Origin of the sequence: Brachybacterium sp. Z12 (assembly GCF_014400405.1) — a bacterium.
Lineage (GTDB): Bacteria > Actinomycetota > Actinomycetes > Actinomycetales > Dermabacteraceae > Brachybacterium.
Genome location: NZ_CP060496.1, coordinates 3,322,223 through 3,349,213 on the forward strand (window position 1 = coordinate 3,322,223; position 26,991 = coordinate 3,349,213).

Consider the following 26,991-nt stretch of genomic DNA (forward strand, 5'->3'; position numbering starts at 1 on the left):
CGACCTTCGCGCCCACCCGGTCAGCGCACGTCACGGGGCGCGGCATCGCCTCACGAGCGATGCCGCGCCCCGTACGGCTGTCGGCTCAGGCGGGCCCGGTGGGGTCAGTCGGCGGCGCTCGCGCCGCCCACGACGGCCTTCTCCGCACTGCGGTCGCGAGCCTCCCCGGACTCGAGGGACTCGAGCATGTCGTCGAACTCCCGCATCGCCTTCGCGGGCGGCAGCGTGGTGACCAGGCTGACCACCACGGCGAGCACGAGGCAGATCAGGAAGCCGGGGATGATCTCGTAGAGGTGCTGGTCACCGAACAGGCCCCATGCCACGTCGGGCTCGAACTGGCCCCACACGAAGGAGACAACGGCGCCGGAGACCATGCCGACGGCGGCCCCGGCCATCGTGAGGCGACGCCAGAACAGCGACAGCAGCACGATCGGCCCGAAGGCGGCGCCGAAGCCGGCCCAGGCGAAGGCGACCAGACCCAGCACCGAGCTCTCGGGGTTCAGCGCCAGCAGCACCGCGATCAGCGAGACCGCGAGCACTCCAATCCGACCGCCCCAGAGCTTCATGGCCTCTCCGGAGGACGGCTCCCCATCCGGGTTCACCACGCCGACCACGAGCCGTCCCGCGTGCCCGCCGGAGAGCCTGCCCCTGCGGCCGAGATCCGCGGCGAGGGGCTTGAAGATGCCGCCGATCAGGTCCTCGACCAGCGCGGAGCTGGTGACGATCAGCTGCGAGGAGATGGTGGACATGATCGCTGCGAGCACCGCGGCCAGCAGCACACCGGCGATCAGCGGGTGGAACAGCAGCTGGGAGAGGTCCAGGAAGACCGATTCGCCGTTGGTCGCATCGGTGAGCACCGCATCCTGGTTCTGCTGGAAGTAGGCCAGGCCCGCCAGGGCGGTGAAGACCGCACCGGCGACGCACAGGATCATCCAGGTCATCCCCACGACGGTGCCGTACTTCGCATCGCGCGAGGAGCGCAGCGCCATGAAGCGCACGATGATGTGGGGCTGACCGAAGTAGCCCAGGCCCCAGGCCGCTGCCGAGACGATGCCGATGAACGTTCCGCCGGAGGTCATCGAGCCGAAGTCAGCATTGACCTCGCGCACGGACTCGAACATCGCGGCCGGGCCGCCGACCACGAACATCGCCGTGATCGGGACGACCAGCAGGGAGACCAGCATGATCATGCCCTGGACGACATCGGTGTAGCTCGCGCCGAGGAACCCGCCGAAGAGGGTGTACAGGATGGTCACGCCGCCGACCAGCAGCATGCCGGTGAGGTAGGGGCCGCCGAACATCGACTGGAAGAACACGCCGCCGGCAACCATGCCGGAGGAGACGTAGAAGGTGAAGAACACCAGGATGATCACGCCTGCGGCGATCCGCAGGATGTTCGTGCTGTCGTGGAGGCGGTTGCCGAAGAAGCTCGGCACGGTGATCGCGTTGCCGGCGATCTGCGTGTACTGCCGCAGCCGCGGGGCGACGAAGATCCAGTTCAGTCCGGCACCGACGATGAGGCCGATGGCCATCCACGCCTCGACCAGGCCGCCCATGTAGAGCGCACCGGGCAGGCCCATCAGGAGCCAGCCGGACATGTCGGAGGCGCCGGCGGAGAGTGCTGCCACGAACGGGTGCAGCTGGCGCCCGCCGAGCATGTAGTCCTCACCTCCCGTCGTCTTCTTGAAGGCGTACAGCCCGATGCCGATCATCGCGCCGAAATACAGGACCAGCGCGACGATGTAGAAGGCGAGATCCATGGGAGGACTCCGATCTCAGAGGTGGGGAAGGGGACGGGTTCGAGCGACTGCTCGGCGCGCCCGCCCTGCACCTCGCGGCGCGGCGACGGGACGCCGCGCGGCGGCTGGGTCGGATGTGGAGCGTCCGACGTTACTCGCCGCGAACTGCCGAGGTGGGGATCGCAGTCATGCATCGACGCCTCGACATCGACAACCCTGCTGGTCACAGCACCGTGAACCGGGCTCTGCCACCACGTGCGGCGGAGCGTGATCCACCTCACCGGCCAGGCTCTCACATCGGCAGGCTGCTACCGAAGGGTCACCCTCTCGACGGCAGGACAGCCCTGCGCACGTGGCCCTCGTCGGGCAACACGTGCACAGGGCTGTCAGGAGCCGGGATCAGCTGTACTTTTCGCCGATCTCCTCCCGCGGGCGCTTCGCGGGCGGCTCGTTCCTCACCGACCGCTGCGCGTTCGCAGTTCGTCGATCGGCGGGGCTCAGCTGTACAGCGCCTCGGTGTCGTCGTCCACCCAGTCCAGGGTGCGCTCGACGGCCTTCTTCCACAGGCGCATGTAGCGGTCGCGGGTCTCGTCGTCCATCGCGGGCTCCCAGCGCTTGTCCTCGGCCCAGTTGTCGATGACGTCCTGCTCGCCGTCCCAGAAGCCCACGGCGATGCCGGCCGCATAGGCTGCGCCGAGCGCGGTGGTCTCGATGACCTTCGGGCGCACCACGGGCACGCCGAGGATGTCGGCCTGGAACTGCATGAGGGTCTCGTTCATGACCATGCCGCCGTCGACCTGAGCTCGGAGAGCTCCACGCCCTCGCTCTCGGCGTCGGCGACCATCGCATCCAGCACCTCGCGGGACTGGAAGGCGGTGGCCTCCAGGGTGGCCCGCGCGATGTGGTTCTTGTTGTGGAAGCGGGTCATGCCGACCATCGCGCCGCGCGCATCGGAGCGCCAGTGCGGGGCGAACAGGCCCGAGAACGCCGGGACGATGAACAGGCCGCCGTTGTCGTCCACCTCCTTGGCGAGGTCCTCGATCTCGGGGGCGTCCTTGATCAGGCCCAGGTTGTCGCGCACCCACTGCACGAGCGAGCCGGTGACCGCGATCGAGCCCTCGAGGGCGTAGACCGGCTTGTTGTCGCCGATCTTGTAGGCGACGGTGGTCAGCAGCCCGTTCTCGGAGCGCACCAGGTCCTCGCCGGTGTTGATCAGCATGAAGTTGCCGGTGCCGTACGTGTTCTTGGCCTGGCCCACCTCGAAGCAGGCCTGACCGAAGGTCGCCGCCTGCTGGTCGCCGAGGATGCCGGCGATCGGGGTGTTGATCAGCAGGTCGTTCTTGCGGCCCTTGCCGTACACCTCGGAGGAGGAGCGGATCTCCGGGAGCATGGACAGCGGGATGCCCATGTCCTTCGCGATGTCCTCGTTCCAGTCGAGGGTGTCGATGTTCATGAGCATCGTGCGCGAGGCATTGGTGACGTCGGTGACGTGCACGCCGCCCTTGGCGCCGCCGGTGAGGTTCCACAGCAGCCAGGAGTCGGTGTTGCCGAACAGCAGCTCGCCGGCCTCGGCCTTCTCACGGGCGCCCTCGACGTTGTCGAGGATCCACTTCACCTTGGGACCGGAGAAGTAGGTCGCCAACGGCAGGCCCACGCGCTCCTTGTACTTGTCGGCACCCTCGTCGCCCCCGAGCTCGTTGCAGATCTTCTGCGTGCGGGTGTCCTGCCAGACGATCGCGTTGTAGACCGGCTCGCCGGTCGCCTTGTCCCACACCACGGCAGTCTCGCGCTGGTTGGTGATGCCCACGGCCGCCAGCTGGTGGCGGTTGATGTCGGCGCCGATGAGCGCCTTGCCGACGACGTCGCGGGTGTTCCTCCAGATCTCCTTCGGGTCGTGCTCGACCCAGCCGGACTTCGGGAAGATCTGCTCGTGCTCCTTCTGCCCGCTGGAGACGATCTGGCCGGCGTGGTCGAAGATGATCGCGCGGGTCGAGGTGGTGCCCTGGTCGATCGACATGATGTACATGGTCTGGTCGTTCATCGGAACTCCTTCGTCGTGGATGAGAGGTGGTGAGGTTGATCAGAAGTAGATGATCGAGGCGAGGCCCGCGAGGGCACCACCGATCATGGGGCCGACGATCGGCACCCACGAGTATCCCCAGTCGGAGCCGCCCTTGTGCTTGATCGGGAGGATCGCGTGCGCCAGGCGCGGCCCGAGGTCTCGGGCGGGGTTGATGGCGTAGCCCGTCGGCCCGCCGAGGGAGGCGCCGATCGCGAGCACCAGCAGCGCGACCGCGAGGGGCCGCCGAGCTCATGCGGGGTGTTGCCGAACATGATGATCACGAACACCAGCACGAAGGTCGCGATGATCTCGGTGACCACGTTCCAGCCGCGGGAGCGGATCTCGGCGCCGGTGGAGAAGGTGGCCAGGATGGTGCCGGCGTCCGTCTCCTGGTCATAGTGGTTCTTGTATGCCATCCAGGCGAGGATCGCACCGAGGAAGGCACCGATAATCTCGGCCACGAAGTAGATGATCGTGGTCCCGAACGTGATCGGGATGCCCGGGCCGTACTCGGTGGCCTCGCTCGTGGCCAGGCCGATGGTCACGGCGGGGTTCAGGTGCGCGCCGGTCTTGTAGGCGACCCACACGCCGGCGAAGACCGCCAGGCCCCAGCCGAAGTTGATCAGCAGCCAGCCGCCGCCGTTGCCCTTGGTCTTCCCGAGGATGACGTTGGCGACGACGCCACCGCCCATAAGTGTCAGCATCGCGGTGCCCGCGATCTCCGACATCAGGATCGTTCCGTGTTTCCATGAGGGGTTCTCCTTAGCGATCCGCGTCGGTGCGGATCGGGCTCCGGCTGAGATCGGGCTCCGCGGCGTCCATGCCACGGCATCGGTGGGCACGGCATGTCGGACGGGTGACGCCGGCCCGGCCGCTCGTCCTGGAGCGGGGGCGCGTCGGGCGGAGCTCGGATCGGCCGGTCGCAGAGCTCGTGGAGAGCTCTGCCGAGACGCACGCGGTGCGCGCCCCACGCAGTGCCCGGATCTCGTCTCCGGGCACAGCATCGGTCATCGTCGGGTGGGCACCTCCGGGGCGTCGGCGAGGCGGGCTGCTGCCTGCTCATCGCTGGTGGTGCGTTCGCCGTCCAGACGGGCGGCGATGAACTCGCGGTAGGTCTCGACCTCGCGTCGGCGGGCGGTCTCGTCCCAGCCCAGCTCGGGGCCGACGAGCGCGGCGATCTCGTCGGCTGCGGCGACGCCGCGGTCGCGGGTCTCGTAGTCCAAGCGGGTGCGGCGCTGGAGGATGTCGGCCAGGTGGCGGGCACCCTCGGCGCGGACCGCGTAGAGCGCCTCGGCCCGCAGGTAGCGCGGGGCGTGCTCGAGGGGCGTGCCCAGCGAGGGGTCCTCGTCGATCAGTGCGAGCACGTCGGTCAGCAGGGCGCCGTAGCGGAACAGCAGGCGGTCCACGCGGACCTCGTCGAAGCCGTAACGTCGGCCGAGCTCGTGCTTGTCTCGCACGAGGGCCGCGTAGCCCTGGGCGCCGATCACGGGGACTGAGCGGGTCAGGCTCGGGCGGCCCGGCTGGGAGTCCTTGATCGCGAAGTCGACGACGTCCTCGGCCATCACCCGGTAGGTGGTGTACTTCCCGCCGGCGATCGCGGAGAGTCCCGGCTCGACCTCCATCACGGTGTGCTCGCGGGAGACCTTCGTCGATGAGGAGGAGTCGCCCGCGCCCTTCTTCACCGGTTGCAGCAGCGGGCGCAGGCCGGAGTAGACGCCGACGACGTCCTCGCGGGTGAGGTCGTCGGCCAGCACGGCGTTGGCGTGCTCGAGCACGTACTCGATGTCGTCGCTGGTCGCACCCACGTCGCGGGGGTCCTGGGTCCAGGGGTGTCGGTGGTGCCGATGACCCAGTACTCGTCCCACGGGATGATGAACAGCACGGACTTCTCGGTCTGGGTGATGATGCCGGTGTCCGGGACCGCGGGGATCCGCTCCCGCTCGATGGTGATGTGGATGCCCTTGGAGGCGAGCACCTCGAGGCCAGCCTCGGCCCCGGCGAGCTCCTGCTGGTCCTGGGTCCAGACGCCGCCGGCGAGGATGGTCTCCCGGGCGTGGACGTCGAACTCCTCGCCGGTCTCCTCGTCGCGCACCCGGGCACCGATGACGCGGGTGCCCTCGTGCAGGTAGTCGACCACGGTGAGGTAGTTGGCGACCGCGGCGTCGTGCTGCGCGGCGGAGCGCACCAGCATCATCACGAAGCGGGCGTCGTCCATCTGCGCGTCGTAGTACTCGAGCGCTCCGACGGCCGGCCTTCTCGCCGTCCAGGCCGGGGAAGACGTCGAGCATCTTGCCGTGCAGCAGGTGGCGGTGCATGGGGACGGTGCGCTTGCGGCCCACGGACTGCATCGCGTCGTAGAGCATCACGCCGGAGCCGATGAAGGCGCGGTCCACGACCTTCTTGAAGAAGGGGAAGACGAACTTGATGGGCTTCACCAGGTGCGGGGCGGTGTGCTCGATCAGCAGGTCACGCTCGCGCAGGGCTTCGGCCACGAGCTTGAAGTCGAGCATCTGCAGGTAGCGCAGGCCGCCGTGCATCAGCTTGGAGGAGCGCGAGGAGGTGCCGCTGGCCCAGTCGTGGGATTCCACCAGGCCGACGGACAGCCCGCGGGTCGCCGCGTCGAAGGCGGCGCCAGCACCATTGACCCCGCCGCCGATGACGAGCACGTCGAGCGGGTCCTGAACGGTCGCGGCGCGGAGACGCAGAAGGTGCTCTCGACGGCCTGAGGGGGTGAGTGCGGACCGTTGCTGGTCGGACACGGGCTGCTCCTTCGCATCGACGCCTGGGGCTCCCGGCCGGGGGGCCGGGGAGGTCGCTCCGGCCGGACTCGCCACGGCCGGACGGGTCCCCCATCCTGGGATCTTCGTGCAGGCGGGCGCAAGCGGAGTGCACGGACGTGCAAGACTGATGTCCATGACCCGTGAATCTCGCGTCGAAGCCCTCTTCACTGCTGCACGGATGTACTACGAGGAGGGGCAGACGATGGAGGCGATCGCGGGCCGCTTCGCCGTCTCCCGCTCGACCGTCTCCCGGATGTTGCGCGACGCGCGCGAGGCCGAGCTGGTGCAGATCACGCTGCGGCCGCCGGACGCCCAGAGGGTCGAGGAGCTGGCCCGCCGCATCTCACGGCAGTACGGGGTGCAGGTGCACGTCGTGCCCGCGACGCCCGGCGACGACGAGCGCGAGCGACTGCACGAGGTCGCCCGGGTGGGCGGGGAACTGCTCGACGAGATGCTCGAACCGGGCACCACGCTCGGCATCGCCTGGGGCACCACGCTGGCGGAGCTGCTCGGCACCGTGCGCTCCCGGCCGGTCCCCGGCCTGCGGATCGTGCAGCTCAACGGCGCGATCAACGTCGAGGGCTCCGGGCTCACCTACATCGCCACGGTGCTCGCCCGCGCGGCCACGCGCTGGGATGCGACTGTGCACCAGTTCCCGGTGCCAGCCTTCTTCGACTACGCCGGGACGCGCGAGGCGATGTGGCGCGAGCGTTCGGTGCAGCGGGTGCTCGCGACGCAGCGCGAGGCCACCGTGGCCGTGTTCAGCGTGGGCGCCTTCGATGCCGAGGTGCCCAGCCACGTCTACACCCACAACTACCTCACGGGAGAGGACCTGCGCTCGCTGCGGTCCGACGGCGCGGTCGGGGACGTCTGCACGGTGTTCCTGCGCGCGGACGGCACCTTCCGCGACATCGCGATGAATCAGCGCGGATCCGGGACCGGACCGGACCGGCTGGCGCGCATCCGCGACGGCTGCTGGTGGCCTCGGGCTCCCGCAAGGCGCTCCCCCTGCGTGCCGCCCTGCGTGCCGGCGTCGCGACCGACGTGGTCGTCGATGAGATCACCGCCGCGAGCCTCCTCGCCCTGCGCTGATCCCGGTTCGTCGGCGATGCCGTCACGCCGCCGCTGCCCTGCGCCCCGCCCTGTTGCTCCCCGCCCCCGCCGCGCCACACGCCGCCCCACCCCTTCACCCCGCCAACAGCCCACTGACGAACCACGATCGGCCCGTTTCTGGTTCGTCAGCGGACAGTTGACGGCGACGCCTCGGCGACCGACTGCGGAATCGTGGCGACGGAGCCTCGGCGGTCGACCGCTGAATCGTGACGGCGAAGCTTCGTTGGGCGGCCGCAGAATCATCGCGACGCGTCGCGGTGGCGGCAGGGCCTGCGCCGGGAGCGACATCAGCTCGTCGGCTGCTGGGCAGCGATGCGCCAGCTGGGACGATTCCGAGCCAGCTCGGCGATGGAACGACCGATGCGCGCCTCATCGGGGACCTCCAGTCCACGGCCACCGAGCTCGTCGGCCAGCCGCAGCAGGATCCGGCTCGGCCGCCACAGATCGTCGCCGTTGGCACGGACGATGGTCCAGCCAAGGGCGGTGATCTCGTCCCGGCGCCGCTCGTCCTCGCGCCACTGCTTCTTCGTCAGGCGATGGCCGTCCCCGTCGTATTCGAGCACGCAGCCCGCCTGAGGCCAGGCGAAGTCGAGGTAGCGCGTGCGCCCGCTGCGCCGTTCCTGGACGGGGAGGTTCAGCTCGGGCTCTGGGAACTCGGCACCGGCCAGGAGGAGCCGCATGATGCTCTCCCCGGGAGACCATGACCGGTCCCGGACTGCCGGCAGCACTGCGGCCAGGCGGGCGATCCCCGTCGCCCGCGCATCCTCGCGACATGGTCAGCCAGGTCCGCGACGTTCGTCAGCGGGCATTCAGTCGTTCCCGCAACCACGGCGTCGGCCACAGCGACGAGATCCCATGGCGGCAGGAGCGTCGCGAGCTCGCGCAGCACCTCGGCTGGCGAGGAGAGCACGAGTTTGCCCCGCTTCGTGCTGGGCCCCGGCTCCCACCGATGGATCGCCGCACCGCGCACCGCCGATGAACACGCCCCTGAGGGACACGTGCATGGATGACGGGGAGCACGGCGCCCGTCCGCAGGGAGGCACCGGCGGAGACAGGAGACAGTGGTGACGAACGCCGTCGGCCGTACTCGTCGACCCTGAGCAGTGCCACCTTGTCCTCGAGCTGCAACGGCAGCGGCACGTCCCACAGCAGCGCGGCCGTCGTATGGCTGATGACGCTGCCCGGGAGCACCTTGTTCTGGAGCGTCCACGCCATGGCCTCGACGCTCGCCGGGTGGTCGCTGAGCATGTGGAAACCGGGGAAGACCTTCGTGAGTGCGGGCCCGGCGAGGTCGCGGCTGTGCGCGCCGGCATCCAGCCACTGCTTCCGTGTCATCAGGGCACCGGCGCGACGGTCCCAGCTCTTCGCCATGCGCTGACCGTACGGAGCCGGGCGCCGACCGGTGCGCCCCGCACGGTCACTGTGGACGGCAGGTGGCTGTGGAGGACCGGTGCGCGCTCTGCGGCCCACGTTGTGCCGTGCCATGCGTCGCCGTGTCTGACGCGTCGTGTCGTGGCATCCCTTACGGTGCCGACGAACAGCCCGCTCACGAACCACTCTCCGCCCAGATCTGGTTCGTCAGCGGGCTGTTGAGGCGACGTGGCGGAGGTGGCGGTTGAGGCGACGTGGCGGAGGTGACGGTTGAGGCGACGTGGCGGAGGTGACGGTTGAGGCGACGTGGCGGACGTGACGGTTGAGGCGACGTGGCGGAGGTGGCGGAGGTGGCGGGCGAGGCGGGCCAGGCGGGCCACCGACGTCGAGCTCAGCCCTCCCTCGCGTGCACCACCCGGAACCGCTCGCACACCACCGGCATGTCCGCGGTGAAGCCGGTGGCGGAGTGCTCCCTCCAGAAGGGTTCATGGATGCGTCGCCACGAGGCGAGGGTGCGGTCGTCCTCACCCTCGGCCTGGGCGTGCTCCGCAGTGACCTGGTTGAACGGCACGATCTGGATGTCAGTCACCTCGAGGACGGCGCACGGGGCACCGGACCCGTCGAGGATGATCGAGAGATCACCGACGGCGGGAACCGGCTCGCCGACGGACTCGTAGTCACGCAGCGCGGAAGCGGTGGCGGTCTTCGTGCCGGCCAGCACCATTGCGAGCAGGCCGTCGGCATGCTCGGTCGTCGCCCCGAAGGCCCAGGCCTCTGGCGGCTGGGCGGGCAGGTCGGGGTGGAGGGTACGGGCGTGGTCCCAGAAGGGGTCGATCTCGGAAGCGGTCACCGCGAGAGGATATCCGGCTGCCTGCGGGCAACCGCCGGCTCAACAGCCCGCTCACGAACCAGAAACTGGCCGATCATGGTTCGCCAGTGGACTGTTGCCGGAGCGCCGCAGCGCGGGGTGTCGCGGTGAGGGCGCGACTGCGCGGCGGCGAGCGGCGGGGCGGAGCCGGGCCCCAGCAGGAGCTCAGCCCTCCGCGGCTGCCAGGTCCAGGCGCTCGGGGTGGGTGTACACGTTCATGCGGCCGTCACCGTCCTCGCCGGCGCGGGTGAAGCCGACGAGTGTCTGGCCGAACTCTCGGGCGGTGTCGACGGCCAGGGAGCTCGCCGCGGAGACGCAGGCCACCAGGGGGATGCCCGCCATGCAGGCCTTCTGGGCGATCTCGAAGCTGGCGCGGGAGGAGACGAGCAGGAAGCAGTCCCGCAGCGGGAGGCGGTTCTCGAGCAGGGCCCAGCCGATCACCTTGTCGACCGCGTTGTGCCGGCCCACGTCCTCTCGCACCACCAGCAGGTTCCCCTCGAGGTCCACGAGCGCTGCGGCGTGCACGCCGCCCGTGCGGGTGAAGACCGGCTGCTGCTCGCCGAGGGCGCTCGCTGCGCCGAGGATGACCCGGGGGTCCAGCTGCCACTCCTCGGCCAGGGTGTACCTGCTCTTCTTCCGCACCGCGTCGATGCTCTCGGCGCCGCACACCCCGCAGGCGGAGGTGGTGGTGAAGCTCCTGCTCATGAACGGCAGCAGCTGCGGGCGGGCCGTGGTGAAGTCCATGACGTTATAGGTGTTCTGTGCGAAGCCGGTGCCGTCGTCGACCACCGCGCCGTCGCAGTAGCGGGCTTCGGTGATGTCCTCGCGATGCGCGATCAGCCCCTCGCCGTGGAGGAAGCCGTGGATCAGCTCGACGTCATGGCCCGGGGTGCGCATGGTCAGTGAGAGCTGCTGCCCATTCAGGCGGATGTCCAGCGGCTCTTCGACAGCGACGTGGTCGCCCTTTCGGCCTGCATACAGCCTGCCTTCACGCACCCGGACGGTGCGGATCCGCGCGCGATCAGTGACCCTGCCCATCGGGCGAGGATAGTCCACTCACCTGCGGCGCGGCCGCCCAGGCACGGCGGGCCGGGTCACTCCTCGTCGTCCTCGTCGTCCGTGCGGCGGCCGCCCTCGGCGAGGGCGCGCGCCACCTCGAGCTGTTCCTCCCAGCCGCGGAAGTTCTCCTCGTAGTTGCGACGGCGCACCGGCTCATCGAGGCCGAGCTTGGCGAACCCTCGCTCGCACACCGTCAGCCGCACCAGGTTCTTCTTCGCCGTGCCCGCCGGGTCGATGATGAACTCGACGGTGTTGTTCGGTGCGTCGGAGATCTCGCCGAGCCCGCCGCCCAGCCAGCGGAAGAAGATCCGGTACGGCGCCTCCTGCGCCTCGATGCCGAGCTGGAACCGTCCGTGCACCGGATCGATCACCTCGGTGACGGTGCCGTGCCGGACGATCTTGTGCTCGCGGTACTCGCCGTCGTTGATGAACCAGCCGGGCTCGCGGACCACGGCGTACACCGTCTCGGCGCTGGCCTTGATCAGCACGCTGCGCACGATCGCATCAGGGACGGGGGCGTCTGCGGGAAGAACGGACTCGTCGGCCATGACTGTGCTCCTCGTGGTCAGGATTGCGGCCTCATCGCCGCCTGCGGCCAGCCTGACAGAATTCCGGGGCCCGGCGACCCCGGGCCCCCGATCGCCGTCAGGGCTTCGTGACCGCCGCCGCGAGCAGGTTCAGCGACTCCTCGAGATCCTCCTGCGGGATGGCGGGGAAACCGACCTTCTCCAGCAGCTTCTGATCCGTGACGCGGGACCAGTCGTAGGTCAGGGACACCTCGGTGGAGTCGGCGCCCAGGGACTTGAGCTCGTAGAGCCACTCCCAGCCCAGCGGCTCGTTCGGCGCGGTGCCGTCCTCCGCCTCGGGGGCGGGCTGCCAGCCGATCATCTTGTTCTCGTCGTAGGCGGTGACGAAGTTATGGGTGCGGTAGTCCCCGCCCATGGCATCGCGATGCATGTTCATCACGAACTTCTCGCCGGACTTGTCGATGCGCTCGGTGTCGTCGGCGCTGCGCACCGTGCCGGATCCGTCGAACTCAGGGTGGCGGGCGGGCAGGGTGAGCAGGTCGAACAGCTCCTTCGCGGAGACGTCGACGGTGCGGGTGACGGTCAGATGTGTCTGGTTGCTGTTCATGCCGCCACCCTGCCGTCTCAGCCACCAGATGTCACCTGCGCGCCGACCGCACGGTCGACCTGCTCGGCCGGGGCGGTGCCGCGCAGCGCCGGCGCACAGGCATCCCCTCGCCGGCTCCGGTGGTGACGATCCGGATCAGACCAGGCCCTTCTCCGTCAGCCAGCCGGAGGCGATGTCCGCGGAGGAGGCCTGGTCCACGACGCTCTGGCGGTTCAGCTCGACGAGATCATCGGCGCTGAGCTCGGCGAGGACGCCGTCGATCGCGGCCGCAGCCGCCTCGTCGATCTTCTCGGAGACCACCGGCACCACGTTCTGCGGGAGGATCATCGACTCCGGATCCTCGAGCACCACGAGATCGTTCTCGGCGATGGCGGGGTCGGCGGTGTAGATGTCCGCGAGCTGCACATCGCCGTCGAGCAGGGCCTGCACGGTCAGCGGGCCGCCGGAGTCCTCCACGGGGACCACGGTGACCTCGACGCCGTAGACCGTCTTGACCCCGTCGGGACCGTAGGGCCGCACATCGAACTCGCTGTTCGCCGCGATCTTCAGGTCCTCGTCGACATCCGCGAGGTCGCCGATGGCGGTGAGGGAGTGGGTGCCCGCGAAGTCCGCGGTGGTGGTGTAGGAGTCCTGGTCGGAGGCCTCTGCGAAGGAGAGCACGCGCAGCCCCTCGGGAAGGGCCTCGCCGAGCGCGATATGGGTCTCCTCCGGGCTCGCGGACTCGGCTTCGGCGTCATAGTGCTGGAGCAGGTTGCCGAGGTACTCGGGCAGCACGTCCAGGGAGCCCGCCTCGAGCTCCGGCATGTACACCTCGCGCTGGCCGATCTGGAACTGCCGATCCACGGTGAACCCCTCCGCCTCGAGGACCTGGGCGAACAGCTCGGCGATGATCTCGTTGGAGTAGTAGGCCTGGGAGCCGATCGCGATGGTGCCGGCGCCCCCGCCGTCGGACCCGCCGCCACCGCCGTTGCCGCCGCTGTCGGTGCCGTCGCCCTCTTCGAAGGGGTCGGAGCTGCCGCAGGCGGCGGCGCCGAGGGCGACGCCGCCGAGGCCGAGCGCGCCGAGCAGGTGGCGGCGGGTGCTGTGGATGGTCATGGAAGTTCTCCTGGGGTGATGGTCGGGCGGGGTCATGGAGTGCGTGCGCTGCGCGGGCCGGTGAGCCGCTGGAGGAGCAGCAGGGCGAGATCGAGCAGCAGGGCGAGCGCGATCACCAGCAGCGAGCCGGCGATCATCTGCGGATAGTTCTGGGAGCCGAGGCCCTGGAAGATGTACCGGCCCAGGCCGCCGTTGCCCACGTACGCGGCAAGCATCGCCGTGGCCACGACCTGCACGGTCGCGCCGCGGACGCCGCCGATCAGCAGCGGCATCCCCAGCGGGAGCTCGACCCGGGTGAGAATCTGCAGCTCGGTCATGCCCTGGGCGCGGGCCGCGTCGACGGTGGCGGGGTCTGCCGATTCGATAGCGGAGTACGCGCCTGCCAGCAGGGACGGGATCGCGAGGATCACGAAGGAGAGCAGCGGTGCGGTGAGCCCGATGCCCATCAGCAGCGCGAACAGGGTCACCAGGCCCAGGGTGGGCAGAGCGCGGGCGGCACCTGCCGTGGCCACCGCCAGCCCTTTGAAACGCCCGGTGTGCCCGACGGCGAGGCCCAGCGGGATCGCGAGCAGCGCGGCCACCACCACCCCGAGTGCGGTGTATCCGAGGTGCTCGAGGGTGCGGATCGGGATGCCGTCCGGGCCGGACCAGCGGGAGGACTCGGCGAGCCAGTGCAGGGACTGCAGGAAGGGGTTCTGGTTCATGGTCGCCGCCCCTCCTGCCGGCGGGTCCACGGCATGATCACGCGGCCCAGCAGCACCAGCAGGGCGTCGGTGAGCAGCGCGAGCGCGGCGGTGACCACGATGCCGGCGGCGATCTCCGCGACGATGCCGCGTCGCACCCCGTCGGTGAAGAGCATGCCCAGGCTCGGCACCCCGAGCACGCCGCCGACGGTGACCAGCGAGATGGTGCTGACCGCGACCACCCGCACCCCAGCCAGCAGCACCGGCCCGGCGAGCGGGAGCTCGACCTGCAGGAAGCGGGCGGCGGGGGCGTAGCCCTGCGCAGTGGCGGAGCCGAGCACGTCACCGCTCACCGAGCGGAAGGCATCGGAGGCGGTAGGGACCATCAGCGCGAGCCCGTAGAGCGACAGCGCGATCGAGATGTTCAGGGGGCTGCGCACGCTGGTGCCGATCAGGCCCGGCAGCAGCACGAACAGCGGCAGCGAGGGGATCGCGTACATCAGCCCGGAGGTGGTGGTGACCGAGGCGCGCAGCCAGCCGCGGGAATTGGCGAGCTTCGCCAGCGGCAAGGACAGCGCGAAGGCCACGAGGATCGGAGGCAGCGCCTGCACCAGATGCGCTCCGGTGTAGGCGGCGATCACGTCGAGATTGTCGAGCACCCATTTCACGAGGGCCGCTCCTGCGCCGGCCCGTCGGCCGCGAGGACCCCCGCGGCGCGGCCGTCGGCATCGACCACCACGTCACGGCCGTCGACCCGTTCGACGTGCAGGGTGCGGGCCCCGCGGTCGGCGCCGACGAAGCTCGCGACGAAGTCGTCGGCCGGATCGGCGAGGATCTCTTGCGGGGTGCCGACCTGCGCGATGATCCCGCCGGGCTTGAGGATCACCACGCGGTCGCCGAGCAGGAAGGCCTCGTCGATATCATGGGTGACGAACACGATCGTCTTGCGCAGCTCGTGCTGGAGGCGCTGCAGCTCCCGCTGGAGCTCGCTGCGCACGATCGGGTCCACCGCTCCGAAGGGCTCGTCCATCAGCAGGATGTTCGGGTCGGCGGCGAGCCCGCGGGCCACGCCGACGCGCTGCTGCTGGCCGCCGGAGAGCTGGGAGGGGTAGCGGGCGGCGAGCGCGGGGTCCAGGCCGACGGTCTCCATCAGCTCCTGGGCGCGGGTGCGGGCCTCACGCCTGCCGGTGCCGCGCAGCACGGGCACGGTGGTGATGTTGTCCAGCACCGTGCGGTGCGGCAGGAGGCCGGAGGCCTGCATGACGTAGCCGATGCTGCGGCGCAGCTGCACCGGGTTCAGCTCGGCGATGTCGTCGCCGTCGATGTGGATGCGACCCGAGGTGGGCTCGACCATCCGGTTGATCATCCGCATCAGCGTGGTCTTGCCGGAGCCGGAGGAGCCGACCAGCACCACGGACTCGTGCGAGGCGATCTCGAGGCTGAAGTCCTCCACGGCGACGGTGCCACCGGGGTACTCCTTGCGGACGTTCTCGAAACCGATCACGTGGCCTCCTGACGGGGCGTCGTGGGGTGAGGGGCGGGGTCGACCGCGATCAGGGAGTCCGTCGGGGACCCAACCTGTCCGTGCCGCAGAGCGCCGGGGTTTCCCCAGTATCGCCCCTGGGTGACGGCGGGCGAAGAGCGGCGCGCCCCTCCGTCCCGGGCGCGGCGGCCTCACGCCCCGATCGGCACCTCGGTCATCCGCCAGTTCGACTCGTTGGCGAAGGCCAGCGGCCCGGTTGTCCCGTACTGCAGCGCGACCTCCGCACCGGCCTCGACGCCCGCGATGTCGCGGGGGAAGACGAGCTCGAGGATCCGCGGCACCCCGCCGTCGGCCGCCGTGTTCAGGGAGAGATCGGTGAGCGGGCGGGTGGTCTCCGAGGGCCCGCCGGCCCGATGGAAGGCAGGGTAGGTGAGCACACTGCCCACGAGCACCCCGACCGCGCCGCTGCTGGCGAGCAGGGTGTACGTGCTGACGCCGTCGGGCTCGGTGGGCATTCCGATGCCGTCGTCGAACTGCCCGATCCCCGTCACGCCGCTGCGGTCCTCATCCCTCGGCGTGACCTCGAGAGTGACGACGAGGTGGTCCTCGAGCATCCGGGCGGCGCCAAGCTGGAGGTCGAAGGGGCGCAGCACCCACTGCTCGCTGCCGTCGAACCGCACGCCCTCGGCAGCGGTGCCGGCCCTCCCCTCGAACTCGGGCATCTCGCGGGTCACCCTCCTCCGCGCAGCAGGGGTCTCGAGCACGATCTCGACGCGCCGGTTCAGCGCCTTGCCGCCCTCGGTGTCATTGGAGGCGATGGGCTCGGCCTCGCCCTTCCCGTCGGTGGACAGCTCGTAGTCGGAGGTGTCCAGCCGCTTCTCGAGCGCCGTCGCGACGGCGGCGGCCCGCTCCTTCGAGAGGGTGAGGTTCGAGGCGTCGGAGTCTACGGAGTCGGTGTGGCCGATGACCGTCACGGGGCCGGGCTCATGGGACTCGATCCGCTGCGCGGCCTCGTCCAGGGCGCTCTTCGCCTTCCGGTCGAGATCGGCCGAGCTCGAGTCGAAGAGGACGTCGGAGCTGATCGCGACGGTCGTGGCCCCCAGCTCCCGCGTCTCCCGGAGCGGCTCGGCGAGGTCCTGGGACATCAGGAGCATCGGCTCGAGCGGCGCCTCCTCGATCGCGGAGAGGTCCAGCTGCTCCTCGGCGCCCTCGACGGCGGGCACGTCGGCCTCGATGACGGGCACGTCGATGACCAGAGGGAGCTTCGGGAGGTAGACGGCGAGGGCGTCCGTGCCGGGATCCGCGAAGGCGATCTGTACGGTGCCGGCGAGGGCCTGCGTGCCGGAGTCGGCGGTCTCTCCGTTGTCGGCCCGGACACCGACCGTCTCCCCCTCGGCGTCCACGGCCGTAGAGGCGACCTGATCCCCGGCGAGATCCACCAGGCGCACGCCGAGGAAGTCCCTCGTGTCCCCTCCGCTCGCAGAACCCCAGCCGTCGGACCAGGCAGAGGTCGCCTCCCCCGTGAGGGTCCCACCGACGACGTACTGATCCTCGAACTCGGCGGCGTCGCCCTCGGCTGTCAGGTCGACGGTGAGCACCAGGTGCTCACCGCTGCGCACGATGGGGTGGAGACGGACGGCGACCTCGGTGTGCCGCAGGAAGAACGAACTCTCGGCGACGACGGCGCCCGGGTCGGCCGCCTCGCCGCCGCCGTCGCTCGCCCCACCGGTGCCGTCCGTCGCGGAGTCGTCCTGCTCCGTGCAGGCGGTCATTGTGCCTCCGGCGAGGAGGACGGCGAGCAGAGTGCGGCGGCGCAGCGCGGTCATCGCTCCAGAGTAGCGGCGCTGGACACTCGTCCCAAATATCGCGGTCAGCAGTCTGGTCCGTCGCGACTCCGCTCGCTCCTGTCGGCATGCTCCACCGATGTCGTCCGTTCTCCGCGGTGTCCTGACCCTCAGATCGCCGCGGGCAGCGGAGGATGCTCCTGCACGCGCAGCGTGCCGCGGTGCACGGTCAGCGCCGCGCCCTGGTCGAGGGTCGCGAAGCCCGCCTGCGGGTAGCCGGTCGAGGAGACGAGCACCCGGTCGTGGTCGGCGCGCCAGCGCAGGTCGTACACCTCCGCCGGCTGATCGTCCGGGGCCTGGGGCGGATCGTACTGGGCGAAGGCGACGAGCGTGCCGGGCATGCTGAGCAGGCAGTTCAGCGACTCCGGCGGACGGCCGAAGAGCTCCAGGGACAGCGCGGTGAGCTCGGCGGCGGCGTGCTGGACCGCGAGCGCCCAGTCCAGCGGGCCGTCGCGCGGCGGCAGCTCGTCGGCCCAGGCAGTGATCAGCGAGAGGAACAGCTCGGAGTCCGTGGTGCCGAGCGGGGCTCGCCCGCCGCGGGCGAGGATCCGCTCCCGCAGCTCGTCGGAGAGGTCGAACTGACCGTTGTGGCTGAAGGTCACAGGTCCCTCGACGAAGGGGTGGGTGTTCTCCGGGGTCAGCGCCAAGCCCACGCTCGCGCGGCGCAGATGCGCCACGATCACCTCGCCGCGCGCCTCCGCGATCGTGTCCCCGTACGCGTTCGAGACTCGGGCGGTGTCGGTGCCCCGGCGCAGATGCGGCAGGAGCGGTGCGGGGTCGTCCCCGCCGTCCGCCCCCGTGCCGGAGGGATACCAGGCCACGCCCCAGCCGTCCTTGTGCCGCTCGGACAGGGCCGTGAACAGCGGCAGCTCCTCGGGCACGATGTCGGGCAGCGGGCGCTCACCGCGCGAGACGACACCCAGCAGACGGCACACGGACTCCTCCTTCTGCGCGCGTCAGGACGCGACGGCGCGGGCCTTCATCCGCGCGTCGAGCGCGAGCGCGATGCGGGTCAGCAGCAGGTTGATGACGATGTAGATCACCGAGACCACCAGGTAGGTCTGCACCAGGTAGCGGGTGATCGAGACCAGCGTCTTGCCCTGGAACTGCAGCTCGTTGTAGCTGACCACGTAGCCGAGGGTCGAGTCCTTCAGCAGCGTGACGAGGGCGAGGATCAGGCTGGGCAGCACCAGGCGCACCGCCTGGGGCAGCACCACCGAGGCCATCGCGTCGCGTCGGCTCAGCCCGATCGCGGCCGCGGCCTCGTGCTGACCGCGGTCCACCGCCTTGATGCCGGCGCGGAACACCTCGGCGGTGGCGGCGCTCGAGACCAGGATCATCGGGATCACCAGCATCCAGAACCGCGGGAAGGTGACACCGAAAGCGGGCAGGGCCAGCAGGAAGGCGTAGACCACCAGCAGCATCGGGATGCCGCGGAAGAACTCGATCCAGGTGATCGCGATGGCGCGGAGCAGCGAGGAGCGCGACAGGCGTGCGAGCGCCAGCAGCAGGCCGAAGGGGAAGGCGACCACGGCCGCGGCTGCGGTGACCTTGAGGGTCCCCCACAGGCCCTGGCCGAGGAAGGCGAGGTAGTCCGCCCGCAGGTAGACGACCCACTTGTTCGGGTCCAGCTGCCCGTTGGCGTGGAACTGCCAGAGCCCTGCCGCGAGCAGGCCGGCGATCGCGAGCACGCTGAGAATGGACAGCAGCAGGATGCGGCGGCGGCCCTTGGGGCCGGGAGCGTCGAAGAGGACCTGGGTGGCGGAGTTGCTCATGCCTGCGCTCCCGCCGTCACGTCGAGCGCGGTGCGGGTGCGCAACGCCCCGTGCCGCCCGGGGCCACGGCCCGTTCGATCACGCCGCCGAGGGCCGCCCCGCCCAGCGACATCCCGAGGTACACGGCGCCGGCGACCAGGAACATCACCACGGCGCGCCCGGACTGGATGTTGAGGGTCTGGGTGACCCAGGTGATCTCGCTGACGGCGATCGCCGAGCACAGGGCGGAGCCGATCACGGTGCCGATGAACACGTTCACCAGCGGCTGGACCATGGCCCGGAAGGCCTGCGGCAGCACCACGAAGCGCAGCGTCCCGAAGAATCCCAGCCCGATCGAGCGGGCGGCCTCCGCATGCCCGACAGGCACCGTGTTGATGCCCGAGCGCACGTTCTCGCAGACGAACGCGCCCGAGGACAGGGTCAGTCCCAGCACGCCGCACCAGAAGTAGGGCAGGAGCAGGCCGACGTCCGGCAGACCGAAGGCGATGAGGATCAGCAGGCTCAGCAGCGGGATGTTGCGGAAGATCTCGACGTACACCGCGGAGGCCCAGCGCAGCGGCGGGATCGGGCTGACGCGGCACACCGCGAGCACGGTTCCCAGGATCAGGGCGAACCCATAGCCGAGCAGCGTGAGCGCCACGGTGTAGCCGATCCCCTGCAGCAGCAGCGGGAGGTTGTCTCCGAGCAGGGCGATGCTCTCCTGCAGGTACTGGATGATCCCGTGGAGCGTTTCCATGAGGTCCTCTCGGTGCGGTCGGAGAAGGCCGACGGGCGCCGCTCAGCACGGGCGGCCCCGTCGGCCCCGGGGCGGAGGCCGCGAACGGCCTCCGGAGGATCAGGCGGGCAGCTCGCCGGGGACGGGCGGCTCGGGTGCCTCGCCGTCGATGACCTCGCCGATGGTCGCGGTCCACAGGGCATCCCAGGCGCCGGAGTCGATGAGCTCCTGCAGGAAGGTGTTCACGAACTCGAGGGCGTCCTCGCTGTCCTGCGAGAGGCCCACACCGTAGGGGTCGTCCACGAAGGGGTCCCCCACCACAGTGACTTCGGGATCGGCGGCGGAGTTGCCCAGCAGCACGCCCTGGTCCAGGACATAGGCGTCGACCCGGCCCTGCTTGAGCGCGGCGACGCAGGACTCGTTGTTCGGGAGGGTCTCGACCTTGCCCGGATCGGTGACGTGCTCCTCGATGGCCTGGATACCGGTCGAGTTCGCCTGGGTGACCAGGTTCAGGCCGGTGAGGTCCTCGGGGCCGGCGATGGTCTCGGCGTCCTCGGTGCGCACCTGGACCGCGGTGCCGGAGAGGTAGTAGGGGCCGGCGAAGCTGATGACCTCGAGGCGCTCCGGGGTGATCGAGTAGGTCGCGATCACGCAGTCCACGGTGCCGTTCTGGACCATGGTCTCGCGGGTCTCGACGGTGGTGTCGATATATTCAACCTTCTCCTCGCCGCCGTCGCCGAGGATGTACTTCGCCAGCAGCTGGGTGAGGCCGGCGTCGAAGCCGGTGGGCTGGCCGCCCGAGGTCGAGGCGAGAGAGAACACCTGGTTGGCGACGGTGCCGCCGCGGATCAGCTGGCCCTTGTCCTTGATGGCAGTGGCCCAGGGGCTCGCGGCGATGGCGTCCTCGGCGGCCACCGGGCCAGAGGCGATCACGTCGGCGAAGGGGAGCCCTCCTCGCCGCCCTCGTCCCCACCTCCGAGGTCGGGGCCCTCGCCGGTGTCGGAGGAGCAGGCGGTGAAGCCGATCAGAGGCAGGGCGGCAGCGGCGGCGACGACGGCGCGGCGACCTGGGCGGAAGCTGGTGGTGGTCATGAATCTCTCCGGTCTCTCGACCGCTCCGGATGGAGCGGGGTGGTCGGTGGGGTTGTCAGTGCGCGAGGATCTTGGACAGGAACGCCTTCGCCCGTTCGCTGCGCGGGGCGGTGAAGAACTCCTCGGGCTCGCCCTGCTCGACGATCTCGCCCTCGTCCATGTAGACCACGCGGTCGCAGACGTGTCGGGCGAAGCCCATCTCGTGGGTGACCACGAGCATCGTCATCCCCTGCTCGGCGAGCTCGGTCATGACGTCGAGGACCTCGTTGATCACCTCGGGGTCCAGCGCCGAGGTGGGCTCGTCGAAGAGCATCGCCTTGGGCTTCATCGCGAGTGCCCGAGCGATCGCCACGCGCTGCTGCTGACCGCCGGAGAGCGCGGTGGGAAGGGAGTTCTCCTTGTCGGAGAGGCCCACGCGTTCGAGCAGCTCCCTCGCCTGCTGATCCGCCTCGGCCCTGGGGACGCCGCGCACCTTCCTCGGGCCGAGGGTCACGTTGTCGATCGCCTTGAGATGCGGGAAGAGATTGAAGCTCTGGAACACCATGCCCACGTCGGCGCGCAGACGGGTGAGGTCCCTGCCCTCCTCGGGCAGCCGCTCGCCGTCGATCGTGATCTCGCCGGAGGTGATGGTCTCCAGCCGGTTCAGGCAGCGGCACAGGGTGGACTTGCCGGAGCCGGAGGCACCGATCAGCGCCACCACCTCGCCGCGGTGGATGTCCAGGTCGATGTTCTTCAGCGCCTGGAAGTCGCCGAAGAACTTGTCGACGCCGCGCGCGGAGATGAGGGGCTCGCCGATCGTCTTGCCTCGGGGCGCCTCCCGGGGCGTGCTGCTCTCGTTCATGGTCCGAGAATGCTGCCCCGGAGCATCTGTCCACATCACGGCACGGGCGACCGCATGTCGGAACGCTTTCGTGACCGGCGTTCACATTGCCGGGCGGGGCGCGCCGCATGCGCCCCGCCCGGTGGTCGCGGTCAGGCCCGGTAGGCGCCCTGGTAGACGGAGTCGAACGGGGTCGCGCCCTCCTGGCGGTGCTCGATCGAGCTGGTGACCACGGCCTTCGCGACGCGGGCGGCCTCGAGCGGGGTGGCGCCCTTGGCGAGCTCGGCTGTGACCGCAGCGGCCAGGGTGCAGCCGGCACCGGAGACCCGGTGCTCGCCGATTTTCGGGCTGCGCAGCTCGACCGTCTGCTCACCGTCGTAGAAGACGTCCACGGCGTCGTCGCCCTCGAGCACGACCCCGCCCTTGGCCAGCACGATCACGCCGTAGGTGTCATGGATGCGGCGGGCGGCCTCGGTGAGGTCCTCGACGCTCTCGATGCTGTCCATCCCGGAGAGGGTGAGCGCCTCGAAGTGGTTCGGGGTGACGAAGGTGGCCAGCGGCAGGATCTTCTCCTTGAGCGCGTTGTCCGTGTCGAGCGCGGCGCCGGGCTCCTGGCCCTTGCAGATCAGCACCGGGTCCAGCACCACGTTCGTGAAGGAGCGCTCGGCGAGCGAGGCGGCGACGGTGTCGATCGTGACGGGGTTCCGAGCATGCCGATCTTCACGGTGTCGACCTCGTGCACGGCGGTCGTCGCCTCGATCTGGTCCGTGATCACCTGCGGGTCCACGGGCACGAAGCGGTGGCCCCAGTTGTTCTTCGGATCGAAGGAGACGATGCAGGTCAGGGCAGCGGTGCCGAAGGTGCCGAGCTGGTGGAACGTCTTGAGGTCGGTCTGCGCCCCGGCGCCTCCGGTGGTCTCGGAGCCGGCGATGGTGAGGGCGACGTGAGTCATGGGGCCTTCCTTGGAGGTGTCGATTCCGGTGCCGTGCGCTCCCAGGCCTCTCGTCGGTGCCGACGGGGCCGTCGCAGCGGCGGTGACCGCGCGCTCCCAGGGCCCGGTCCCCGAGGGGTCCCGCCTGCCCGTCGCAACGGTCGGGCCGCGCGCTCCCAGGGCCTGGAGCGGCTGTGAGGTCGCTCCGGCCCGTCGCAGCGGCCGAGGTCCGATGGTATCCCCTCGGGTACAGTGCCGGTCGTGCTGACGCCGGATTCGACGACGGAGGAGATCGCTCCGCCTGCCCCCTCCCCCAGCACCCCTGCGCGCTCAGGCGCGGCGTCGCTGTTCGCCGAGCATCTCCGCCCCACCCTGAAGTTCCTGGTGGTGGGCGGGATCGTGTTCCTGCTCGACGCCGCGATGTACAACCTGCTGGTGTTCTGGCATCCCACGCACGGCTGGGGCGAGGGCCTGATGCACGCTAGCCCGCTGACGGCGAAGATCATCGCCATCGCGATCGCGTCCTGCCTCACCTATCTCGGCAATCGGCTGTGGACCTTCGGCGACCGGCCGCGGCCGGACACCACCCGCTCGATCATGATGTTCATCCTGATCAACCTCATCGCCGCGGGGCTGCAGCTGTCGTGCCTGGGGTTCTCGCGGTACGTGCTCGGGCTGGACTCGGTGCTGGCCGACAACGTCTCCGGGACGTTCATCGGCCAGATCGTCTCGACCTCCTTCCGCTACGTCACCTACGGTCGCTTCGTCTTCCCGAAGCGCTGAGCCATGACCACGACGCTCACCGCTCCCGCCCCGCTGCTGGCCACAGGCCCCACCTGGCCCGGGGACTGGTCGACCTTCTGGCCGGACATGGTGATCGGCTGCATCACCGGCCTGCTCATCGGCCTCGCGCTGTGGCTGCTGCAGATCTGGGCTGACCAGCGCCATTCGCGGAAGGTCGCCCGGCGGGTCTCGCTGCGGATCGTGCAGCCGCTGCTGCTGGCCCTCCAGCGCCCCACCTACACGCAGGGCTTCAGCGAGATCTCCGTGCTTCCCCGCAGGCACCGCGCGGCGCTGTCCCTGATCGAGCAGTCGGATCTCGATGACTGGCACGAGGAGCTGGCCACGGAGCTCACCGAGACGCTGCGCGACTACCGGGGCCGGCTGTGGAACCTGCAGGCCGACGCCGATGATCTCGAGCAGGCCGTCGAGCGCTGGTTCGCGGTGCACCGCACCTCCCCGGTGGTGCGCGAGTGGGTGGAGGCGCGGCTCCTGGGAGCCAGCGAGGACTACCTGCGCGCGATGGTGCGCGCCGACGACGACTACGAGCCGATCGCGGCGGCCGGGGCCCAGATCGTCACCAGCCGCCTGGTGCGCAAGCATGCCCGCGCCTACGGGCATGCGCTGCGCAAGGCGGACCGGACGGTGCAGAACCTGATGCCGATCCTCATCGAGAACGTGCGGCGGCCCGCGAACCGCTGAGCCGTCGGGCCGCGGTCCGCCGCTCCCGGGCATCCCCGGGCCGGGCTCAGAGGTCCGGGTGGCGCCCGTGCCATTCCGTCACGGACTGGTACGCGGATCCGAGTTCGACGAGCGCCTTCTCCTCGAAGCACCCGGCGACGAGCTGCACGGACAGCGGCATGCCGCTGCCGGCGGCGAACCCTCCGGGCATGGTGACGGTGGGCGTCTGAGACATCGTGAAGGGCACGGTGAAGCGGTGGACATCAGCGATCTTCTGCTCGTCCATGGTCATCATGTCCGCCGCCGGAGGGGCCTCGAACGGCAGGCCGGGGATGAGCATCGCGTCCACCGGCTCGAGAGCCTCGTACACCCGGCCGGAGTAGTCCATCCTGCGCAGGATCAGCTCCTGGTACTCCGCGCCGCTCACCGCACCGCCCAGCTCCAGCAGGTCCCGCAGCGCAGGCCCGTACTCGTCGCGGCGCTCCGCGAACCACGCCGCATGCACCTGGTACGCCTGCACCCCGCACACCTTGAACCAGTCCTCGATGGCTTGCTCGCTGTCCGGGAACTTCATCGGGACGATGACGGCGCCGAGCTCCTCGTACACCGCGATCGCATCATCCAGCACTTTCGCGACCTCGGGGTGACGCCCTCGTACGCATAGTCGAAGTCCACTCCGATCCGGCGCCCCTCACAGCGGAGGCTGGCGCTGGGGACAGGTTCGGCACCGGCTCGAGCGACGTGCTCGGATCCTGCGGATCGTGGCCTGCCATCACCTGGAGCAGAAGACCGGTGTCGGCCACCGTGCGCGCCATCGGTCCGGGGTGGTCCAGGGTCGCCGCGAAGGGGAAGATGCCATGACGGCTCACCCGCCCCCACGTGGGCTTCAGCCCGCTGACCCCGGCGGCTGAGCAGGGGATCCGGATGGAGCCGCCGGTGTCGGAGCCGAGCGCGGCAGGTACGAGGCCCGCGGCGGTGGCCACCCCGCTCCCGCTGGACGAGGCGCCGACCCAGCGCGAGCTGTCCCACGGGTTCTTCGGCGCAGTGAACGGGGGATGTGCTCGGAGTAGACGCCCTCGGTCTGGTGCAGCCTTCCGAGCATGATGGCGCCGGCCTCTTCGAGGCGCTGGACCACCGTCGCGGTGGATCCGCTGCGTATGCCCCTGCGCAGCGGCATCCCGATCTCGAAGGGCTGTCCCTCGATGCCATAGATGTCCTTGACCGCGATCGACACTCCGTGGAGCGGGCCTCGCCATCGCCCCGCGGCCAGTTCCGCGTCCAGACGAGCGGCACTGCGGCGGCTCCCCTCGCCATCCACATGGGAGAAGGCGCCCAGCTCACCATCGAGCATCTCGATCCGACTCAGCTGGTGCTCCAGCAGTTCGGCGACCGATATCCGCCGCGTGCTGATGAGGCTGGCGATCTCGCTGATTGATCTGTAATGCACGTCATCCTCTATCGTCGAGCAGGGTTTTCGTCGAACAGGGTTTTCGTCGAGCAGGGTCAGATTCCGGGAACGATGCCGCCCACGGTCCAGGTCTTCAGAGTGTCGGCCACCCAGAGCCCGGGCACCAATCGATGGGTCCTGTTCACCGCCCTGCTGCGTGCAGCGGGATCGATCAGCGGCGATGTCGGAGCGCCGATTCGTGATCAGCCGGTCCGAGACGCCTGCGCCGGTGCCGCACCGCGCAGTCTCTGACAGACTCGGACCATGGAGATCACCGGCCCCTGGACCCGCGCTGCCGCCGCTGCCGGCCTGCTGAAGGATGGCGAGGCCCGTCCGACCGTGTTCGCGCAGATGTCGGCGCGCGCCAGCGCGCACGGTGCGCTGAACCTCGGGCAGGGCTACCCGGATGATTCGCCGCCGCCCGCGGTGGCCGAGGCCGCGGTCGACGCGATCCGTCAGGGCCGGAACCAGTACCCGCCCGGGGCTGGGGAAGCGGTGCTGCGCGAGGCGATCGCGGAGCATCAGGCCCAGTGGTACGGGCTGCGCTGGGATCCGGCGAGCGAGGTGCTGGTGACCACCGGTGCCACCGAGGCGCTCGCGGCGACGATCCTCGCCCTGGTCGAGCCGGGCGATGAGGTGATCACGCTCGAGCCGTTCTACGACCAGTACGCGGCGATGATCGCGCTGGCCGGCGGGGTGCACCGCACGGTGCCGCTCGTCCCGCGCGAGGACGAGACCACCGGGGACCTGGTGCTCGATGTCGAGGAGGAGGCGCTGCGTGCGGCGTTCTCGGACCGCACCCGGCTGGTGCTGGTGAACACCCCGCACAATCCCACCGGGCTGATGCTGTGGGTGGGCGCTCTGCAGGCGATCGTCGACGAGGCGGCACGGCACGACGCGCTGATCGTCACCGACGAGGTCTACGAGCACCTCACCTTCGGTCCCGCGCATCTGCCGATCGCGACTCTGCCCGGCGCGCAGGACCGCACCATCTCGATCTCCTCGGCCGGCAAGACCTTCGCCGTCACGGGCTGGAAGATCGGCTGGATCACCGCCCGTCCGGAGCTGGTCACCGCGATCACCGGAGTGAAGCAGTGGCTCACCTACTCCTCCGGGGCGCCGTTCCAGCCCGCAGTGGCAGCGGGGCTGCGTTTGCCGACCTCGGTCTTCCACGACCTCGCCGCGGATCTCCGCTCCCGGCGTGACCTGCTCACCGACGGGTTGCGCGAGATCGGTTTCCGCGTGAGCGTGCCCGAGGCCGGGTACTTCACGGTCGCGGACGCGGGCCCGCTGGGTGAGCCCGACGCCGTCGGCCTGGCGGAGCGCCTGCCTTCGGAGGCCGGTGTGGTGGCGATCCCGCTGTCGGCCTTCTACCGCGACGGCGAGGCCGGGGAGGCGAGCTCCTTCCTGCGGCTGGCCTTCTGCAAATCCCGCCCCACGATCGAGCGGGCGCTCGAGCAGCTGGACGCCTGGGCGGCGTCGCGGCGCTGAGCCGCGCCGGATGCCGGCGCGGCAAGCAG

The 26,991-nt window shown here is 70.1% G+C and carries 22 protein-coding genes and 6 pseudogenes; 4 read left to right on the plus strand and 24 right to left on the minus strand.

Annotated features, from left to right (window positions below):
- Nucleotides 1-104: 104 nt before the first annotated feature.
- From H3H54_RS17450 to H3H54_RS19825, 5 genes and pseudogenes are all read right to left on the minus strand, one after another.
- Nucleotides 105-1,760, minus strand: coding sequence for a sodium:solute symporter family transporter (locus tag H3H54_RS17450; RefSeq protein ID WP_262424850.1), 1,656 nt, complete (start codon nt 1,758-1,760; stop codon nt 105-107).
- A gap of 476 nt (nt 1,761-2,236) precedes the next feature.
- A pseudogene (gene glpK, locus H3H54_RS17455) lies at nt 2,237-3,780 on the minus strand (glycerol kinase GlpK).
- 39 nt (nt 3,781-3,819) lie between these two features.
- Nucleotides 3,820-4,529: pseudogene (locus H3H54_RS17460) on the minus strand (MIP/aquaporin family protein).
- Nucleotides 4,530-4,808: 279 nt separating this feature from the next.
- A complete protein-coding gene (locus tag H3H54_RS19820; RefSeq protein WP_395963038.1) occupies nt 4,809-5,606 on the minus strand; it encodes a glycerol-3-phosphate dehydrogenase C-terminal domain-containing protein in 798 nt (265 codons plus the stop codon).
- A gap of 68 nt (nt 5,607-5,674) precedes the next feature.
- A pseudogene (locus tag H3H54_RS19825) lies at nt 5,675-6,716 on the minus strand (FAD-dependent oxidoreductase); the annotation flags it as partial.
- Between H3H54_RS19825 and H3H54_RS17470 the strand changes: the two are divergent.
- A complete protein-coding gene (locus H3H54_RS17470) occupies nt 6,715-8,181 on the plus strand; it encodes a sugar-binding domain-containing protein (RefSeq protein ID WP_316249079.1) in 1,467 nt (488 codons plus the stop codon). The pseudogene H3H54_RS19825 and the gene H3H54_RS17470 sit on opposite strands and share 2 nt — an antisense overlap.
- A 311-nt stretch (nt 8,182-8,492) precedes the next feature.
- Here the strand turns inward: H3H54_RS17470 and H3H54_RS17480 are convergent, their stop codons facing one another.
- From H3H54_RS17480 to H3H54_RS17560, 17 genes and pseudogenes are all read right to left on the minus strand, one after another.
- Nucleotides 8,493-9,065 carry a hypothetical protein gene (locus H3H54_RS17480; protein ID WP_262424852.1) on the minus strand — a complete coding sequence of 191 codons (573 nt, stop codon included), beginning with the start codon at nt 9,063-9,065 and terminating at the stop codon, nt 8,493-8,495.
- Between the two features lie 391 nt (nt 9,066-9,456).
- Entirely contained in the window at nt 9,457-9,915 is a 459-nt protein-coding gene (locus tag H3H54_RS17485; RefSeq protein ID WP_262424853.1) for an ASCH domain-containing protein, read from the minus strand.
- 183 nt (nt 9,916-10,098) lie between these two features.
- Entirely contained in the window at nt 10,099-10,971 is an 873-nt protein-coding gene (fdhD, locus tag H3H54_RS17490; protein ID WP_262424854.1) for a formate dehydrogenase accessory sulfurtransferase FdhD, read from the minus strand.
- Between the two features lie 56 nt (nt 10,972-11,027).
- Entirely contained in the window at nt 11,028-11,540 is a 513-nt protein-coding gene (locus H3H54_RS17495; RefSeq protein WP_262424855.1) for a polyketide cyclase, read from the minus strand.
- Nucleotides 11,541-11,637: 97 nt separating this feature from the next.
- Nucleotides 11,638-12,126 carry a polyketide cyclase gene (locus tag H3H54_RS17500; RefSeq protein ID WP_262424856.1) on the minus strand — a complete coding sequence of 163 codons (489 nt, stop codon included), beginning with the start codon at nt 12,124-12,126 and terminating at the stop codon, nt 11,638-11,640.
- Between the two features lie 135 nt (nt 12,127-12,261).
- Entirely contained in the window at nt 12,262-13,221 is a 960-nt protein-coding gene (locus H3H54_RS17505) for an ABC transporter substrate-binding protein (RefSeq protein ID WP_262424857.1), read from the minus strand.
- 32 nt (nt 13,222-13,253) lie between these two features.
- On the minus strand, nt 13,254-13,925 hold the full coding sequence (locus H3H54_RS17510) for an ABC transporter permease (RefSeq protein ID WP_262424858.1): 672 nt from the start codon (nt 13,923-13,925) through the stop codon (nt 13,254-13,256).
- Nucleotides 13,922-14,572: an ABC transporter permease gene (locus H3H54_RS17515; protein ID WP_262424859.1), complete on the minus strand. Its 651-nt coding sequence runs from the start codon at nt 14,570-14,572 to the stop codon at nt 13,922-13,924. The genes H3H54_RS17510 and H3H54_RS17515 overlap by 4 nt, the downstream gene beginning before the upstream one ends.
- Complete coding sequence (locus tag H3H54_RS17520) at nt 14,569-15,408, minus strand: ABC transporter ATP-binding protein (protein WP_262424860.1); 840 nt, start codon at nt 15,406-15,408, stop codon at nt 14,569-14,571. The genes H3H54_RS17515 and H3H54_RS17520 overlap by 4 nt, the downstream gene beginning before the upstream one ends.
- 170 nt (nt 15,409-15,578) lie before the next feature.
- On the minus strand, nt 15,579-17,213 hold the full coding sequence (locus tag H3H54_RS17525; protein ID WP_262424861.1) for an OmpA family protein: 1,635 nt from the start codon (nt 17,211-17,213) through the stop codon (nt 15,579-15,581).
- 128 nt (nt 17,214-17,341) lie between these two features.
- Nucleotides 17,342-18,166, minus strand: coding sequence for a class II glutamine amidotransferase (locus tag H3H54_RS17530; protein ID WP_262424862.1), 825 nt, complete (start codon nt 18,164-18,166; stop codon nt 17,342-17,344).
- A gap of 21 nt (nt 18,167-18,187) precedes the next feature.
- A complete protein-coding gene (locus H3H54_RS17535) occupies nt 18,188-19,006 on the minus strand; it encodes an amino acid ABC transporter permease (RefSeq protein WP_262424863.1) in 819 nt (272 codons plus the stop codon).
- A gap of 16 nt (nt 19,007-19,022) precedes the next feature.
- Nucleotides 19,023-19,742 (minus strand): amino acid ABC transporter permease, encoded by a 720-nt coding sequence (locus tag H3H54_RS17540; protein WP_262424864.1) that lies wholly within the window; start codon nt 19,740-19,742, stop codon nt 19,023-19,025.
- Nucleotides 19,743-19,841: 99 nt separating this feature from the next.
- Entirely contained in the window at nt 19,842-20,654 is an 813-nt protein-coding gene (locus tag H3H54_RS17545) for a glutamate ABC transporter substrate-binding protein (RefSeq protein ID WP_262424865.1), read from the minus strand.
- The gene (locus H3H54_RS17550; protein ID WP_262424866.1) at nt 20,651-20,812 is read right to left on the minus strand and encodes a hypothetical protein; all 162 of its coding nucleotides are present in this window, start codon (nt 20,810-20,812) and stop codon (nt 20,651-20,653) included. Before H3H54_RS17550 ends, H3H54_RS17545 begins: the two co-directional genes overlap by 4 nt.
- A 55-nt stretch (nt 20,813-20,867) precedes the next feature.
- Nucleotides 20,868-21,653, minus strand: coding sequence for an amino acid ABC transporter ATP-binding protein (locus H3H54_RS17555; protein WP_262424867.1), 786 nt, complete (start codon nt 21,651-21,653; stop codon nt 20,868-20,870).
- 131 nt (nt 21,654-21,784) lie between these two features.
- Nucleotides 21,785-22,584 (minus strand): annotated as a pseudogene (locus H3H54_RS17560) (hydroxymethylpyrimidine/phosphomethylpyrimidine kinase).
- Nucleotides 22,585-22,824: 240 nt separating this feature from the next.
- Here H3H54_RS17560 and H3H54_RS17565 point away from each other — a divergent pair.
- Together H3H54_RS17565 and H3H54_RS17570 are read left to right on the plus strand one after the other, a co-directional pair.
- Nucleotides 22,825-23,346: a GtrA family protein gene (locus H3H54_RS17565; protein ID WP_262424868.1), complete on the plus strand. Its 522-nt coding sequence runs from the start codon at nt 22,825-22,827 to the stop codon at nt 23,344-23,346.
- 3 nt (nt 23,347-23,349) lie between these two features.
- Nucleotides 23,350-24,045, plus strand: a complete 696-nt coding sequence (locus H3H54_RS17570) for a hypothetical protein (RefSeq protein ID WP_262424869.1) — start codon at nt 23,350-23,352, stop codon at nt 24,043-24,045.
- 46 nt (nt 24,046-24,091) lie between these two features.
- Here H3H54_RS17570 and H3H54_RS17575 read toward each other — a convergent pair.
- Both H3H54_RS17575 and H3H54_RS19830 read right to left on the minus strand, forming a co-directional pair.
- A pseudogene (locus tag H3H54_RS17575) lies at nt 24,092-24,661 on the minus strand (amidase family protein); the annotation flags it as partial.
- Nucleotides 24,642-25,375 (minus strand): annotated as a pseudogene (locus H3H54_RS19830) (amidase). The pseudogenes H3H54_RS19830 and H3H54_RS17575, both read right to left, overlap by 20 nt.
- Nucleotides 25,376-25,735: 360 nt before the next feature.
- Between H3H54_RS19830 and H3H54_RS17585 the strand changes: the two are divergent.
- Nucleotides 25,736-26,962, plus strand: a complete 1,227-nt coding sequence (locus H3H54_RS17585; RefSeq protein ID WP_262424871.1) for an aminotransferase class I/II-fold pyridoxal phosphate-dependent enzyme — start codon at nt 25,736-25,738, stop codon at nt 26,960-26,962.
- The last annotated feature ends 29 nt before the right edge of the window (nt 26,963-26,991 follow it).

Bases quoted from the DNA above. Each gene is read 5' to 3' on its own strand.
- H3H54_RS17570 (WP_262424869.1), top strand. From the start codon at position 23,350: ATGACCACGACGCTCACCGCTCCCGCCCCGCTGCTGGCCACAGGCCCC.
- H3H54_RS17470 (WP_316249079.1), top strand. From the start codon at position 6,715: ATGACCCGTGAATCTCGCGTCGAAGCCCTCTTCACTGCTGCACGGATG.
- fdhD (WP_262424854.1), bottom strand. From the start codon at position 10,971: ATGGGCAGGGTCACTGATCGCGCGCGGATCCGCACCGTCCGGGTGCGT.
- H3H54_RS17535 (WP_262424863.1), bottom strand. From the start codon at position 19,006: ATGAGCAACTCCGCCACCCAGGTCCTCTTCGACGCTCCCGGCCCCAAG.
- H3H54_RS17505 (WP_262424857.1), bottom strand. From the start codon at position 13,221: ATGACCATCCACAGCACCCGCCGCCACCTGCTCGGCGCGCTCGGCCTC.
- H3H54_RS17450 (WP_262424850.1), bottom strand. From the start codon at position 1,760: ATGGATCTCGCCTTCTACATCGTCGCGCTGGTCCTGTATTTCGGCGCG.
- H3H54_RS17550 (WP_262424866.1), bottom strand. From the start codon at position 20,812: ATGACCACCACCAGCTTCCGCCCAGGTCGCCGCGCCGTCGTCGCCGCC.
- H3H54_RS17480 (WP_262424852.1), bottom strand. From the start codon at position 9,065: ATGGCGAAGAGCTGGGACCGTCGCGCCGGTGCCCTGATGACACGGAAG.
- H3H54_RS17525 (WP_262424861.1), bottom strand. From the start codon at position 17,213: ATGACCGCGCTGCGCCGCCGCACTCTGCTCGCCGTCCTCCTCGCCGGA.
- H3H54_RS17555 (WP_262424867.1), bottom strand. From the start codon at position 21,653: ATGAACGAGAGCAGCACGCCCCGGGAGGCGCCCCGAGGCAAGACGATC.
- H3H54_RS17495 (WP_262424855.1), bottom strand. From the start codon at position 11,540: ATGGCCGACGAGTCCGTTCTTCCCGCAGACGCCCCCGTCCCTGATGCG.
- H3H54_RS17510 (WP_262424858.1), bottom strand. From the start codon at position 13,925: ATGAACCAGAACCCCTTCCTGCAGTCCCTGCACTGGCTCGCCGAGTCC.
- H3H54_RS17585 (WP_262424871.1), top strand. From the start codon at position 25,736: ATGGAGATCACCGGCCCCTGGACCCGCGCTGCCGCCGCTGCCGGCCTG.
- H3H54_RS17540 (WP_262424864.1), bottom strand. From the start codon at position 19,742: ATGGAAACGCTCCACGGGATCATCCAGTACCTGCAGGAGAGCATCGCC.
- H3H54_RS17500 (WP_262424856.1), bottom strand. From the start codon at position 12,126: ATGAACAGCAACCAGACACATCTGACCGTCACCCGCACCGTCGACGTC.